The sequence below is a fragment of the Pseudomonas sp. rhizo25 genome (genome assembly GCF_031931935.1).
Lineage (GTDB): Bacteria > Pseudomonadota > Gammaproteobacteria > Pseudomonadales > Pseudomonadaceae > Aquipseudomonas > Aquipseudomonas synxantha.
On sequence record NZ_JAUJXA010000013.1, the window covers coordinates 48,842 to 63,927 of the forward strand.

Genomic DNA, 15,086 nt, shown 5'->3' on the forward strand with positions numbered 1-15,086 from the left:
AGGGGGCTTGCTCCCGATTGCGGAGTGTCAGTGGCACATAAGCTGACTGACCCACCGCTTTCGCGAGCAAGCCCGCTCCCACATTGGATCGGGTGTCGCCTGATATGTTTGCGTGACTACCACCAGATCAGAGTGAGATTGGATGTGAGCAAGAGAGCCTATAACTTCTGTGCCGGTCCCGCGGCGCTTCCTGAAGCAGTCCTGCAGCGTGCGCAGGGTGAACTCCTCGACTGGCATGGAAAAGGCCTCTCCGTGATGGAAATGAGCCATCGCAGCGATGAGTTCGTATCCATCGCCACCAAGGCCGAGCAGGACCTGCGCGACTTGCTGGACATCCCATCCGACTACAAAGTGCTGTTCCTGCAAGGCGGTGCGAGCCAGCAGTTCGCTCAGTTGCCGCTGAACCTGTTGCCGGAAGATGGCACTGCCGACTATATCGACACCGGTATCTGGGGGCAGAAAGCCATTGAAGAGGCTTCGCGCTACGGTCACGTCAATGTGGCAGGCACCGCCAAGCCCTACGACTACTTCGCCATTCCAGGCCAGAACGAGTGGAAGCTGTCCAAGGATGCGGCCTACGTCCACTACGTAGCGAACGAAACCATTGGCGGCCTGGAATTCGACTGGGTGCCGGAAGTGGGTGATGTGCCGCTGGTGTGCGACATGTCTTCGGACATCCTTTCGCGCCCGATCGACGTATCCAAATACGGCATGATCTATGCCGGCGCACAGAAGAACATCGGCCCGAGTGGCATTCTGGTCAATATCATCCGCGAAGACCTGCTCGGTCGCGCGCGCTCGCTGTGCCCGACCATGCTCAACTACAAGGTCGCGGCCGATAACGGCTCGATGTACAACACACCGCCGGCTTTTGCCTGGTACCTGTCGGGCCTGGTGTTCGAGTGGCTGAAAGAGCAGGGCGGTGTGGCTGCCATGGGCAAGCGCAATGAAGAGAAGAAACGTACCCTGTACGACTTCATCGACGCCAGCGGCCTGTACAGCAACCCGATTAACCTGACTGACCGCTCGTGGATGAACGTGCCGTTCCGCCTGGCCGATGATCGTCTGGACAAACCATTCCTGGCCGGCGCCGACGCGCGCGGCCTGCTGAACCTCAAGGGCCACCGTTCGGTCGGCGGCATGCGTGCCTCCATCTACAACGCTGTCGACATCCACGCGATCAACGCGTTGGTGGCCTACATGGCAGAGTTCGAAAAGGAACACGGCTAATGTCTGAGCAAGAACTCAAAGCCCTGCGCGTACGCATTGACAGCCTGGACGAGAAAGTCCTGGAGCTGATCAGTGAGCGTGCGCGCTGCGCCCAGGAAGTGGCACGGGTGAAAATGGCGTCCCTGGCGGAAGGCGAAGTGCCGGTGTTCTACCGACCTGAGCGCGAAGCCCAGGTGCTTAAGCGCGTGATGGAGCGCAACAGGGGGCCGTTGGGTAACGAAGAGATGGCGCGGTTGTTCCGCGAAATCATGTCCTCGTGCCTGGCGCTGGAGCAGCCGCTGAAAGTGGCTTACCTCGGCCCGGAAGGCACCTTCACCCAGGCCGCAGCCATGAAGCACTTCGGCCACGCGGTGATCAGCAAGCCGATGGCGGCCATCGACGAAGTGTTCCGCGAAGTGGCGGCCGGGGCGGTGAATTTTGGCGTGGTGCCGGTGGAAAACTCCACCGAAGGCGCGGTCAACCACACCCTGGACAGCTTCCTTGAGCACGATATGGTGATCTGCGGCGAAGTCGAGCTGCGTATCCACCATCACCTGCTGGTGGGTGAGAACACCAAGACCGACAGCATCAGCCGCATCTACTCCCACGCCCAGTCCCTGGCCCAGTGCCGCAAGTGGCTGGATGCACATTACCCGAATGTGGAGCGTGTGGCGGTGTCCAGCAACGCCGAAGCGGCCAAGCGGGTCAAGGGTGAGTGGAATTCGGCGGCGATTGCCGGCGATATGGCTGCGGGCCTGTACGGCCTGACGCGCCTGGCCGAGAAGATCGAGGACCGCCCGGACAACTCCACGCGCTTCTTGATGATCGGTAGCCAGGAAGTGCCGCCGACCGGCGACGACAAGACCTCGATCATCGTCTCCATGAGCAACAAGCCCGGCGCGCTGCATGAGCTGCTGGTGCCATTCCACGATAACGGGATTGACCTGACGCGCATCGAAACGCGTCCTTCGCGCAGCGGTAAATGGACTTATGTGTTCTTTATCGACTTCATCGGCCACCACCGCGACCCACTGGTCAAGGGTGTGCTGGAGAAAATCAGTCAGGAAGCCGTAGCACTCAAGGTGCTGGGCTCGTACCCGAAAGCGGTTTTGTGAGGCTTTGACATGAGTGGCAACTTCCTCGCCCTGGCTCAGCCGGGCGTGCAACAACTCTCGCCTTATGTTCCAGGCAAGCCTGTGGACGAGTTGGCCCGTGAGTTGAATCTGGACCCGTCCAGGATCGTCAAGCTGGCGAGCAACGAAAACCCGCTGGGCCCGAGCCCTAAAGTGCTTGCGGCGATTCGGGAAGAGCTGGCCGAGCTGACCCGTTACCCTGATGGCAACGGCTTTGCGCTCAAATCCCTGCTGGCGGACAAGTGCCGGGTCGAGCTGAATCAGGTGACCTTGGGCAATGGCTCCAATGACATCCTTGAATTGGTCGGCCGTGCCTACCTGGCACCGGGTTTGAATGCGGTGTTCAGCGAGCACGCGTTTGCGGTCTACCCGATTGTGACCCAGGCCGTGGGGGCTGATGCCCGCGTTATTCCAGCCAAGGACTGGGGCCACGACCTGCCGGCGATGCTGGCGGCCATCGACGCGCAAACCCGCGTGGTATTTATCGCCAACCCGAACAACCCGACCGGCACCTGGTTCGACGAGCAGGCGCTGAACGAATTCCTGCAGGATGTACCGGAGCATGTGCTGGTGGTGCTGGACGAGGCCTACATCGAGTACGCCGAAGGCAGCGACCTGCCGGACGGCCTCGACTTCCTGGCGGCCTACCCGAACCTGCTGGTGTCGCGCACGTTCTCCAAGGCTTATGGCCTGGCGTCGCTGCGGGTCGGCTACGGCTTGTCCACGGCGGTGGTTGCCGACGTGCTGAACCGTGTGCGCCAGCCGTTCAACGTTAACAGCCTGGCCCTGGCGGCTGCGTGTGCGGCGGTAAAGGATGCCGAGTACCTGGAAGAAGGACGTCGCATCAACGAAAGCGGCATGCTGCAGTTACAGGAAGGCTTCCGCCAATTGGGCCTGGGTTGGATACCGTCCAAGGGCAACTTCATCTGCGTCGATCTCGGCCGGGTGGCTGCCCCGGTGTTCCAGGGCCTGTTGCGCGAAGGCGTGATCGTGCGTCCGGTGGCCAACTACGGCATGCCGAATCACCTGCGTATCACCATCGGTTTGCCGGCTGAGAACAGCCGCTTCCTTGAGGCGCTGGCCAAGGTTCTGGCCCGTGGTTGATGTCACTGCATTGCAACCTGCTGTGCCTATGATTGGTCGCCTTGTGGTGGTCGGCCTGGGGTTGATCGGTGGCTCCTTCGCCAAGGGTCTGCGCGAAAGCGGATTATGCGGCGAAGTGGTGGGTGTGGACCTGGACCCGCAGTCGCGCAAGCTGGCGGTGGAATTGGGCGTAGTGGACCGCTGTGAGGCGGACCTGGCAATTGCCTGCCAGGGCGCGGATGTGATCCAGCTCGCCGTGCCGATCCTGGCCATGGAGAAGCTGCTGGCGGTGTTGGCTGGCATGGATCTGGGGCAGGCAATCCTCACGGACGTCGGTAGCGCCAAAGGTAATGTGGTGCGTGCTGCGCAGCTGGCGTTTGGTGAAATGCCGCCGCGCTTTGTGCCGGGCCATCCGATTGCCGGATCCGAGCAGAGCGGGGTGGAAGCCTCCAATGCACAGTTGTTTCGTCGGCATAAGGTGATCCTCACGCCGCTTGCGCAAACCGATCCGGCGGCGCTGGCCGTCGTGGATCGTCTCTGGCGCGAGCTGGGGGCGGATGTGGAGCACATGCAGGTCGAACGCCACGATGAAGTGCTGGCGGCGACCAGCCATTTGCCCCATCTGTTGGCTTTTGGCCTGGTAGATTCCCTGGCCAAGCGCAATGAAAACCTGGAGATTTTCCGCTATGCCGCCGGTGGCTTCCGCGATTTTACGCGGATTGCCGGCAGCGATCCGGTGATGTGGCACGACATCTTCCTCGCCAATCGCGAAGCGGTGTTGCGTACCCTGGACACCTTCCGCAGCGACCTCGACGCCCTGCGTGACGCGGTTGACGCGGGTGACGGCCATCAACTGTTGGGCGTGTTCACCCGTGCGCGGGTGGCGCGTGAACATTTTAGCAAGATCCTGGCACGCCGGGCTTATATGGAAACCGCAGTGAGCGCCGATGAGCTGACTTTCATCGCCAGCCCGGGAGGCCGCTTGAGCGGGCGTATTCGGATGCCGGGTGATAAGTCGATCTCTCATCGGTCGATCATGCTCGGTTCGTTGGCCGAGGGCGTGACAGAAGTCGAAGGTTTCCTTGAGGGCGAAGATGCCCTGGCGACTTTGCAGGCATTTCGCGACATGGGCGTGGTGATTGAAGGGCCGCACCATGGGCGCGTGACTATCCATGGCGTTGGCCTGCATGGGTTGAAGGCTGCGCCGGGGCCGATCTACCTGGGTAATTCCGGTACGTCCATGCGTCTGCTGGCCGGTTTACTGGCGGCCCAGAGCTTCGATAGCGTGTTGACCGGCGATGCGTCGTTGTCCAAACGCCCGATGGATCGTGTGGCCAAGCCGCTGCGGGAAATGGGTGCAGTGATCGAGACTGGTCCGGAAGGCCGCCCACCACTGACCATACGTGGCGGTCAAGCGCTCAAAGGTCTGACTTACGCATTGCCGATGGCCAGTGCGCAGGTTAAGTCCTGCCTGTTGCTGGCTGGCCTGTATGCACAGGGTAAAACCGCGGTCACCGAGCCTGCACCGACCCGCGACCACACCGAGCGCATGTTGCGTGGTTTTGGGTGCCCAGTGGCGGTGGAAGGCGCGACGGCGTCGGTGAAGCCGGGCCATAAATTGGCCGCGACCCACATTGAAGTGCCTGGGGATATTTCGTCTGCGGCGTTTTTCCTGGTGGCGGCGTCGATTGCCGAGGGCTCCGAGTTGCTGTTGGAGCATGTCGGTGTTAACCCGACCCGCACCGGGGTGATCGATATCCTGCGGCTGATGGGCGCAGATATCACCTTGGAAAATCCGCGTGAAGTGGGTGGCGAGCCGGTTGCTGACTTGCGTGTACGTGCTGCCAAGCTCAAAGGTATCGAGATTCCAGCGGCGCTGGTGCCGTTGGCAATCGATGAGTTTCCCGTGCTGTTTGTCGCCGCTGCCTGCGCCGAAGGTCGAACCGTACTACGCGGTGCCGAGGAGCTGCGCCTCAAGGAGTCCGACCGTATCCAGGTCATGGCCGATGGTCTGTTGGTCCTGGGTGTGAAGTGTGAAGCCACGGCCGATGGGATTATCATTGACGGTGGCCCGATGGGTGGGGGTGAGGTGCAGGCCCATGGTGATCACCGGGTGGCCATGGCGTTCAGCGTGGCTTCCCTGCGGGCCGAGGCGTCGATTCGTATCCGTGACTGCGCCAACGTTGCTACATCTTTTCCGAATTTTCTTACACTGTGTGCCCAAGTCGGCATCCGTGTTGCCCAAGAGGCTCAATTGTGAATATCAAAGCACCGGTGATTACCATCGACGGGCCAAGCGGCTCGGGCAAAGGCACCATCGCCGGCATCCTGGCCAAGCGCCTGGGCTGGTGCTTGCTGGATTCCGGCGCGCTTTACCGCCTGCTGGCGTTCGCGGCGCGCAACCATGGCGTCGACCTGACCAACGAAGAATCCCTCAAGCTGCTGGCCGCGCATCTGGATGTGCAGTTCGTCGGCGCGACGGAAGGTCATCCCCAGCGCATTATCCTCGAAGGCGATGATGTGACCGATGACCTGCGTAACGAGCAAGTCGGTTCCTGGGCGTCCCAGGTCGCCGCGCTGCCGGCCGTGCGCGATGCCTTGTTGCAGCGCCAGCGGGCGTTCCAGGAACCGCCGGGCCTGGTGGCCGATGGTCGCGACATGGGGACAGTAGTGTTTCCGGACGCGCCGCTGAAGATTTTCCTGACCGCCAGCGCCGAGGAGCGGGCGCGCCGCCGCTACTTGCAGTTGAAGGGCAAAGTCGATGGTGTTAGTCTGTCGAGTCTGCTAGATGAGATCCGTGCACGCGATGAGCGTGATACCCAGCGCGCAGTAGCCCCGCTCAAGCCGGCGGCTGATGCCATACAGCTGGATTCCACGGAGTTGTCCATCGAGCAGGTGCTGGAACGCATCATGAGCGAGATCGCCATTCGCGATATCGCCGGGTGACCAAGAAGGCTGCAGGGGACCAGTCATAGTCCTGTGGTGCTTCTTCTAATTGAAACTGACCCATACCGTCTGGGGTGTGGAGATGGGCGTATTCTTCGCCCTTATCAACAGGAATTAAAATGAGCGAAAGCTTTGCGGAACTCTTTGAAGAAAGCCTAAAAACCCTGAACCTTCAGGCAGGCTCCATCATCACCGGTGTTATCGTTGATATCGATTACCAAGCTCGCTGGGTAACCGTTCACGCTGGTCTGAAGTCTGAAGCTCTGATCCCGCTGGAACAGTTCTACAACGATGCTGGTGATCTGACAATCAATGTCGGTGACGAAGTTCACGTTGCTCTGGACTCGGTTGAAGACGGTTTCGGTGAAACCAAGCTGTCCCGTGAAAAAGCCAAGCGCGCTGAATGCTGGATTGTTCTCGAAGCAGCCTTCGCAGCTGAAGAAGTGGTCAAGGGCGTTATCAACGGTAAGGTTAAGGGCGGCTTCACTGTCGACGTTAACGGCATCCGTGCGTTCCTGCCAGGTTCTTTGGTCGACGTTCGTCCAGTGCGCGACACCACGCACCTGGAAGGCAAGGAACTCGAATTCAAGGTCATCAAGCTCGATCAGAAGCGCAACAACGTTGTCGTTTCCCGTCGCAGCGTCCTGGAAGCAGAGAACTCCGCCGAGCGTGAAGCTCTGCTGGAATCCCTGCAGGAAGGCCAACAAGTCAAAGGTATCGTCAAGAACCTCACCGATTACGGCGCATTCGTCGATCTGGGTGGCGTCGATGGCCTGCTGCACATTACCGACATGGCTTGGAAGCGTATCAAGCATCCTTCCGAAATCGTCAACGTTGGCGACGAGATCGATGTCAAGGTTCTGAAGTACGATCGTGAGCGTAACCGCGTTTCCCTGGGCTTGAAGCAGCTGGGCGAAGATCCATGGGTTGCTATCAAGGCTCGTTACCCAGAAAGCACTCGCGTAACTGCGCGTGTTACCAACCTGACCGACTACGGCTGCTTCGCAGAGCTGGAAGAAGGCGTGGAAGGCCTGGTACACGTTTCCGAAATGGACTGGACCAACAAGAACATCCACCCTTCGAAAGTCGTACAAGTCGGCGACGAAGTGGAAGTTATGGTTCTGGACATCGACGAAGAGCGTCGTCGTATCTCCCTGGGCATCAAGCAGTGCAAATCTAACCCATGGGAAGATTTCTCTGGCCAGTTCAACAAGGGCGATAAAATCTCCGGCACCATCAAGTCGATCACCGATTTCGGTATCTTCATTGGTCTGGACGGCGGCATCGACGGCCTGGTTCACCTGTCCGATATCTCCTGGAACGAAGTTGGCGAAGAAGCTGTTCGTCGTTTCAAGAAGGGCGACGAGCTGGACACCGTTATCCTGTCGGTTGACCCAGAGCGCGAGCGCATCTCCCTGGGTATCAAGCAACTGGAAAGCGATCCGTTCTCCGAGTACGTTCAAGAGAACGACAAAGGCGCAATCGTTAAGGGCACTGTGAAAGAAGTTGACGCTAAAGGCGCCATCATCACTCTGGCCGACGATATCGAAGCGACTCTGAAAGCCTCCGAAATCAGCCGTGACCGCGTTGAAGACGCGCGCAACGTTCTGAAAGAAGGCCAGGAAGTAGAAGCCAAGATCATCAGCGTTGATCGCAAGAGCCGCGTAATCCAACTCTCCATCAAGTCGAAAGACGAAGTTGAAGAGAAAGAAGCCATCCAGAGCCTGAAAGCCGCTCCGGAAGCTGAAAAAGGCGAGACCACCATGGCCTCCCTGCTGCGCGAAGCAATGGCTAAGCAGAACTAAGTTCTGTAGAGCTATAGAAAAAGGGCGACTTCGGTCGCCCTTTTTTGTGCCTGAAATTTGATGAATCAACAACATAGAACCAAGGCGTTCAGCTCAATGTCAGAACTGACTATAGTCTTCACGAAGGCTATTCGTATTGCTGACCTATAAGGGCTTGAATGAACAGGATTATTGTAATACTCGCGTTGATGGTGCTTGCAGGTTGTTCCTCCACCAGTGCCAAGACCTACGCCAAGCGCGGCGCTAGCGGTATCGAAATCGACTGCTCGGGCCTGGGGAATAAGTGGGAGAAGTGCGAGAGGCGTGCTGCCCGTGAGTGCAAGATGCAGGGCTACAAGGTTGTAACACGCTCCAGTGATGCCAAGGACGAAGAGGGTGACTACTTGTTCGGTTGGAACCCAGCAGGTGCCGTGACTCGGAAGATGTTGGTGATCTGCAAATGAGGGTGCCCGCGCTTGTAGCAGGTGTTTATTTTGCCCGCAGATTAGTTGACGCATGGGCTGTTCAAATTCATCAAGTCATGCTAAAACCTTTGAAGCGCTTTTCCTAGCTGCTTGAAAAAGAAGGGAAAAATATGACGAAGTCGGAGTTGATCGAACGAATTGTCACCCATCAAGGGCTGCTCTCATCCAAGGATGTGGAGCTGGCTATCAAGACCATGCTTGAGCAAATGTCCCAATGCCTGGCCACCGGAGATCGTATCGAGATCCGCGGCTTCGGCAGCTTCTCACTGCACTACCGTGCGCCGCGCGTAGGCCGTAACCCAAAAACCGGCCAATCCGTCAGTCTCGACGGCAAATTCGTACCCCACTTCAAACCGGGCAAGGAATTGCGCGATCGGGTGAACGAAGAAGAGGAAGAAGGCGTCTGAGTGTTTTTGGGGTAGGAGAAGGTTATGCGTGGGGTTAAGCGCGTTGTTGCGGTATTGGTTGCAGTGCTTGCGGCTTTGGTGGTTTTGGCGTTTGTGCTGGAGAACCAGCAGAGTGTTGCGTTGACGTTCCTGGGGTGGAGTACTGCGCAGATGCCGGTGGCGGTGTTTGTGGTGGTGGCTTTGATTGTGGGGATGTTGATTGGGCCGTTGTTGGGGGTGGTTGTTGGTAGGAGTCGGCATAAGGGGATTGTCTAGCTGTTGGTCCCGGCGGGTGCATTAGGGCAGCATGAATAGCAGAAATTACCGTCCGTCGGAAAAAATTCCCTAGGTATCCGCTTAAGGAGTGCTCGTTTCGCTGCAAGCCTAAGCTCTGTGATTGCTGCGCTGCCGCCAATATTGAGCCGTCGCCACTTCTAGCTGAAATTTTCCAGCTTTCAGAGCGTTGTCGCTAGGATAATCAGGATCGTCCTACATACATGTCAAGACTTGTAATATGTTAGAGAGATGGCAGAATGGAATCTGTTCTCGATAACGGGCATTTTGTGCGCTTAAAATTTGGCAGAGACGCTTGGTTTTGGCGGTCATCCAATCAGAGTAAAAAACACAATTTGTCTGCATAACGAGCCCGCAGTTTCTCTTTGAAGGCAGGTTTTTGTTGTGAGTAGTAGCTTCCGAGCCCCACCGGTACCAACCGCTACCGAAATTAATTTCTTAACGCTTTTCGATGCTGTGAAACGGCAGAAAAAGTTTATATTTGTAGTGGCGTCCACGGTGGCTTTAGCTGCGACCGCTTACGCTTTTATGGTCACGCCGGAATACCAGGTCAGTAGCCTGTTAAGGCCGGCGGCGATAAATGAATTAGATGCGTTAAATCGGTCGGAGATCTATCAACTTCCTCCCAGTCAGGCTCTGGTTAAAGTGGGCTCTTCACTTGAGTCGTATGAGGTGCGTCTAAGTTATTTCCGAAATAATCAAAAACTTTTTCAGACGTTCGTCCGCCCTGGCAGAACGCTGGAACAAAGCTTCGAAGAATTTAATCGTAATTCAATGAGGATCTCTCTTCCCGACCCTAAAAAAGGGGATCCGCTAAGTTCGTATATTCTTGTTGATATGAATTATCCAAAGGGTGTTGATGGAGTATCCATTTTAAATGGCTTTGTAAATTATGCGATCGCCAGCGAGAAAGAAAAAGTAGCGGCTGATTTGAAGGTTATTGTCAGCAATCGTCTTAATGAGCTTTCCGAAAAAATGAATGCCGCACGCGCAAACTATGAAAATGACAAAGCGGCCAGAATTGCAAAACTACAAGAGGGAAGCGACTTAAGCCGCGCTCGACTCGAAGATGAACGGCGTGCTCTACATGCTCAATTAAAAACTGTAAGGGCAGATCGAATATCGCAATTGAATGAAGCTATAGGTATTGCCAGGTCTCTAGGGATCAGAAAGCCGGCCACCCCCTCTTCCATGAGCGATGCCGATAGGGCGGGAAGTTCTAGCATTATGCGTACTGAGGTGAATAACCAGCAGACCCCGTTGTACTTCATGGGCGTTGATGCATTAGAAGCAGAAAAAACAGCTCTGCAGCGCCGCACATCTGATGACTTTACATCAGCCCGAATTGGTGAAATAGATAAAGAACTAAAATTGCTAGAGAAAAATCGTGAGATTGAAGTTCTAAAAGATCGTAAAAATGAAGATTTGTTTTTGGCTGGAGTCGAACCTCTTCGTGCAGAGTCAGCAAGATTGCGCAATCTTAACATAGATATGAATCGTTTGAAGTTAGTTGCTATTGATAGACAAGCGTTAGAGCCACTTTCTCCGATCAATCCTAAAAAGAAATTATTGATTATTTTTGGTGTGTTTCTTGGGTTGGCATTGGCAATATGTTTGGCCCTATTTCGAAGTCTTTATTCAGTTCACAATGTGGGTTCAAAAAACTCACAAATGACCCGTCTTTCGCAATAGATATTATTAATATTTATATTCGACATGGTTAATTAAATATTCATGTCGAATTTAATCTTAATGGGTCCTAAGTTATTGCAGAAGATCACAACCAATAGTACACCCTATGCTGTTTGCGCTCCCAACCCACATGGGCGTTGCCTCTGTCTATACTGAATGTTGCAGTGTGACTGATGGAGGGGAGGGGGTGAGCGATGTAGCTGTTTGGGAGAAAAGGGGTCGGGCTTTTGCATGAATGGGCTAGCAAAAAGAAGGCGTCACGGGAGTCAAGAGATGAAAGACCAGAACGGAGCGCCAAGATTCTCCGTGTTTCCTCGTCGCAGACGATGCTGGTCGTGCCGCATGTCGATGACTTGACAGGTTAGCGTGAGCGTCATTGCCTTGAGTGGGTATGACGATCTATCATGCAGAACGAAAAATAAGGTTTCAAGAGATTATTATGGAATATATGTTTGATTTTGACCTTGATTTAAGCGATCTGCGAATGCCTAAGCTATATATGGTTGGAAAAAATAATAATATAAATTCCTTGAATTTAATAAGTGCGCTTTATGAGCGTTGAGGCTCAATCCTTAGCTATTACCAAAGATACACTTTGGTATCTTCTTGCGAAAGTTATACCGGCAGTTGCAACTGCGTATGGCATATATTTGATTTCGCAAGGTATTGGGACGGTAGGTTATGGATCCTATTCGACAATGATTGTCGTTAACCTCTTCTTGGCGCAACTTTTTGGCGGATGGTTATACCAGGCAGCAATAGTTGTTGGCTTGCGGTTTAAAAAATTTAATCCAAACTTTCGAAGCTCTTTGGATTTGCTGTTGTTGCTTTCAATTAGTCTGGCTGTTATTTCTTCCTTAGTTATATTTTATTGTCTTGACTATAGCTTGAGTTATATGTTGTGTGGTGCTGCGCTGTTAGCATCACAAATGATGATATTTTTTTACCAAGCTCAACTTCAAGCTTATAGGTTAGTAAGTCATTTTGTTTGGCTGGTCTTTTTGCAATTCGGCATTCAAACATTTCTGTTGGTAACGTTTTCCCTACTGGAGATCATGAGCTTTCAACTCGTGATTTTTAGCGTTTCAATAGCAGCTTTACTAAGCGCGCTGTGTTATCTGCTGTTTTCAAAAAAACATTTAGCCAGGTCAACTGAAAAGTTGAAGTTTAAGACTATATTGAAATTTACGAAGTTGTCTTGGGTCTATTGTTTCCCTGTAGGTATCTGGTTGGTTTTTTACAACCTCTATAGTTTTTCCGATAGGGTATTTATGCGTCATGTAGGAATGGATCATGAATTAGGTATGTACTCCTCAAGTCGTGATCTATTGCTTGGTGCGGTTAGTATCGTATCAATGCCGATGCTAATGGCACTTCAACCTTTTCTTATAAATACCCTGAAAAAAACAAAAAATCTACATGCGGCTGGCGAGCTAGTTGCAGAAAAAATGAATTTTTTATTATTTTTTGGAATAATATTAAGTGGCGCACTTTTGGTAAACGTAGAGCTGCTTGGTAAAATCATTAATGAAGATGCACGAGAACTGGGCGCTTGGCTCATATTTAGTTCTCTCGCTGTTTTTCTCGGCGCGGCCTCGGTCTATGCGCATAAGGGTATGGAATTAAGTGGTAGATCTTGGGTAATGTCACTAGTTGGCGGCGTAGTAGTCATAGTTGTCTTATGCATGAACGCTTTTGCTGCATTGGAAAACAGCCTTATGTTTTTTTCGTTGGCGAATTTTTCAGGGCAGTTAATTTATTTTCTAATTCTTTTGTATTTGTCTAAGGATGTCATGCGGATTAGGTTGGATGTGATGTTCTTGCTTCAGGCAACTTTTGTTGCAGTTATAATGGTGTTGGCGGGCGAGGGTTTTAAGGTTGTCGGAGAGGAGCAACAGAATTTTGTGATTTTAAGTAAGTTTTTAGTTTGTGTTATTATTATTTTTGGTTCGTTTTTTTTGATAAAAAAAATTCGGTCAGTATTATTTTCTTTGCTAAGATATTTGGTCAGATAATATGAATAATAATGTGTCTGGGTTTTCTGGTTATGCGTTGAAGGTCGACGTTCGGCATTTAATAATATATATGCTGACGACGCTTATGGCACTTCCGTTGGTTGGCTTTTCATACGGTGAGGTAGCTATGCCGATCGCCTGGCTTGTTGCCTTGTATGGCTTTGTTGTCGCTCTGGTGAAGTTTAGAGTTGAGATGTTGTATTTGTTGGGAGCTATAATTTTTTCTGTCGTAGCAGTTCTAAGTAATTCAACATTTGTTACGGGGGAGTTGTCCATACATCCATTTTTGTCGGTATTCTATTTCTTCTTTCCTGTTTTTGGTTATTTTGCGGGGCGTTATCTGGTAAATAATGATTTCGATTTTTATCTTTTTTTAAAGGCGTACACTAATATATTTTTATTTTTTATATTTGTTTTTTCATTGTCGGTGTTCATATTTTTTGGAGGAATGGTTCGAACAGAGGGGGAGATAAATGGTTGGTTCTTCTGGTTGCCTATATATGGACTTTATGGAGTGCATTCATTTGTAGCGTTCTTATTCGTGTCCTATTATATTATAGTTCATTTTTATAGAACTTTTTCAGGTGTATCGCTGCTACGGTTTCGCTTGTTTGTTTTCGTTTTCTTATGGTTGACGATATTTTCCCTATCGCGAGAGGGTGTTTTAGGGCTTGTGGTTATTTTTATGTTTATGGGGAAAGATATTTTAAAGAGGAACCCTATCGTCTTTGTTATGGGCTCTATGTCGGCACTGCTTTTGATGTCAGTGTTGGCCTATCTTGGTTGGTCGTCACTGGAAGGAGTGTGGTCTACCAGAATTGACGGCATGGCTTCGGCGATCGAGCGTGGCGATTTAGATGAACTGAGCAGCGGTCGCTTGACCTTGTATTTTTTAGCGGTAGAACAGTTTCTCAAGAATCCTTTATTTGGAAATGGCTTTTACGGCTTTCAATTATATAATCAAAGTTTCGGCGAATATACGGATCTGACAGGCTGGAGTCCGCATAACTATCTGTTGACTTCAATTTGGAAGATGGGGATCTTACCGTTAATATTTTTTGCTGGATTTTGGATTTGTATTATTAAGAGCGTTTTTAAGCGGGTTTCCAATGATGAGCGGCGTCTGGTGTTTAGAATGCTAATTGTGCTTGGGCTATTAAATATGTTTTGGGATGCTTTCTTAGTGCCAAACGTGATGATCCTGTTTTCGTTCTTTTTAGGCGCTTTAAATCGGAAGCGTGATATGGAGCATGGTGTATGACGACGGTTGTGTATGTATGTGTTAACTACAATGGTAGCCAATTTACGCTTGATTTCGTTGATAGCGTTAAGCGTCAGGTAAGAGCCAATGCGCGTTGTGTAATCGTTGACAATGCGTCAGCTGCGAGTGATCGAAAGATTTTAGAGGATAAACTCGGGAATGATCCTGATGTGAAACTGATTTTTTCTACTGAAAATCTAGGATATTTTGGTGGCTTGAATCTTGGTATTGCATCTATTGAAAACCCAGAGTTTGTTGTGGTTGGTAATAACGATCTGAAGTTTGCTGAGGATTTTACTAAGCTTGTCCTCGAAAGAGATTATCCGCAAGATGTCCTGGTGCTGGCGCCTAATGTGACGACTACGGACGGTTACCAGCAGAATCCTCACTGTCGTACTAAAGTTGCACGTGGTCGCAAGTTCTTGTACGATATTTATTTTAAATCCTATTACGCGGCACGTGTGCTGACTTGGCTTTCTGCTATTAAAAATAAAATTTCCGGTGGGCGTAATAACTCGTTTGACCAAGCTCCTGGATATGTGCACATGGGGATTGGCGCTTGTTACGTATTGCTGCCAAGTTTTTTCAAGAAGTTTAAGCAGTTGGACAATAAAGTTTTTTTGTATGGTGAAGAAGCTATATTGGCTGGTCAGCTCGAGAATGGTGGAGGGAAAATGTACTATGACCCAGACCTGCTAGTTCATCATATGGAAAGCGCTACTTTATCAAAGCTTCCCTCTAGGAAAACGTACGGTTTTGCTAGAGAATCTTATCCAGTTTATAAAAAATACCTGTAGG

General features: G+C 52.0%; 13 protein-coding genes. All 13 read left to right on the plus strand.

Annotated features, from left to right (window positions below; all coding sequences use genetic code 11):
• Window positions 1–144: 144 nt before the first annotated feature.
• The 13 genes from serC (at window position 145) to QZR30_RS22815 (ending at window position 15,085) form a co-directional block, all read left to right on the plus strand.
• A complete protein-coding gene (gene serC, locus QZR30_RS22755) occupies window positions 145–1,230 on the plus strand; it encodes a 3-phosphoserine/phosphohydroxythreonine transaminase (protein WP_043047446.1) in 1,086 nt (361 codons plus the stop codon).
• Window positions 1,230–2,324, plus strand: a complete 1,095-nt coding sequence (gene pheA / locus QZR30_RS22760) for a prephenate dehydratase (protein WP_043047445.1) — start codon at window positions 1,230–1,232, stop codon at window positions 2,322–2,324. Before serC ends, pheA begins: the two co-directional genes overlap by 1 nt.
• Window positions 2,325–2,333: 9 nt before the next feature.
• Window positions 2,334–3,446 carry a histidinol-phosphate transaminase gene (gene hisC / locus QZR30_RS22765; RefSeq protein WP_046071544.1) on the plus strand — a complete coding sequence of 371 codons (1,113 nt, stop codon included), beginning with the start codon at window positions 2,334–2,336 and terminating at the stop codon, window positions 3,444–3,446.
• A 28-nt stretch (window positions 3,447–3,474) separates the two neighbouring features.
• A complete protein-coding gene (locus tag QZR30_RS22770; protein ID WP_046071545.1) occupies window positions 3,475–5,685 on the plus strand; it encodes a bifunctional prephenate dehydrogenase/3-phosphoshikimate 1-carboxyvinyltransferase in 2,211 nt (736 codons plus the stop codon).
• A complete protein-coding gene (gene cmk, locus QZR30_RS22775; RefSeq protein WP_034102642.1) occupies window positions 5,682–6,371 on the plus strand; it encodes a (d)CMP kinase in 690 nt (229 codons plus the stop codon). The genes QZR30_RS22770 and cmk overlap by 4 nt, the downstream gene beginning before the upstream one ends.
• Before the next feature lie 119 nt (window positions 6,372–6,490).
• Window positions 6,491–8,176, plus strand: a complete 1,686-nt coding sequence (gene rpsA, locus QZR30_RS22780; RefSeq protein WP_043047443.1) for a 30S ribosomal protein S1 — start codon at window positions 6,491–6,493, stop codon at window positions 8,174–8,176.
• Window positions 8,177–8,334: 158 nt separating this feature from the next.
• A complete protein-coding gene (locus tag QZR30_RS22785) occupies window positions 8,335–8,619 on the plus strand; it encodes a lipoprotein (protein WP_046071546.1) in 285 nt (94 codons plus the stop codon).
• A gap of 131 nt (window positions 8,620–8,750) precedes the next feature.
• On the plus strand, window positions 8,751–9,047 hold the full coding sequence (gene ihfB, locus QZR30_RS22790) for an integration host factor subunit beta (RefSeq protein ID WP_003189779.1): 297 nt from the start codon (window positions 8,751–8,753) through the stop codon (window positions 9,045–9,047).
• A 24-nt stretch (window positions 9,048–9,071) separates the two neighbouring features.
• Window positions 9,072–9,302: a LapA family protein gene (locus QZR30_RS22795; protein ID WP_311904252.1), complete on the plus strand. Its 231-nt coding sequence runs from the start codon at window positions 9,072–9,074 to the stop codon at window positions 9,300–9,302.
• A gap of 402 nt (window positions 9,303–9,704) precedes the next feature.
• Window positions 9,705–11,012: a Wzz/FepE/Etk N-terminal domain-containing protein gene (locus QZR30_RS22800; protein WP_311904254.1), complete on the plus strand. Its 1,308-nt coding sequence runs from the start codon at window positions 9,705–9,707 to the stop codon at window positions 11,010–11,012.
• 551 nt (window positions 11,013–11,563) lie between these two features.
• Window positions 11,564–13,027 carry a hypothetical protein gene (locus tag QZR30_RS22805; RefSeq protein WP_311904255.1) on the plus strand — a complete coding sequence of 488 codons (1,464 nt, stop codon included), beginning with the start codon at window positions 11,564–11,566 and terminating at the stop codon, window positions 13,025–13,027.
• A 1-nt stretch (window position 13,028) separates the two neighbouring features.
• Window positions 13,029–14,288 carry an O-antigen ligase family protein gene (locus QZR30_RS22810; RefSeq protein ID WP_311904256.1) on the plus strand — a complete coding sequence of 420 codons (1,260 nt, stop codon included), beginning with the start codon at window positions 13,029–13,031 and terminating at the stop codon, window positions 14,286–14,288.
• Window positions 14,285–15,085 (plus strand): glycosyltransferase family 2 protein, encoded by an 801-nt coding sequence (locus QZR30_RS22815; protein ID WP_311904257.1) that lies wholly within the window; start codon window positions 14,285–14,287, stop codon window positions 15,083–15,085. Before QZR30_RS22810 ends, QZR30_RS22815 begins: the two co-directional genes overlap by 4 nt.
• Window position 15,086 lies beyond the last annotated feature (1 nt).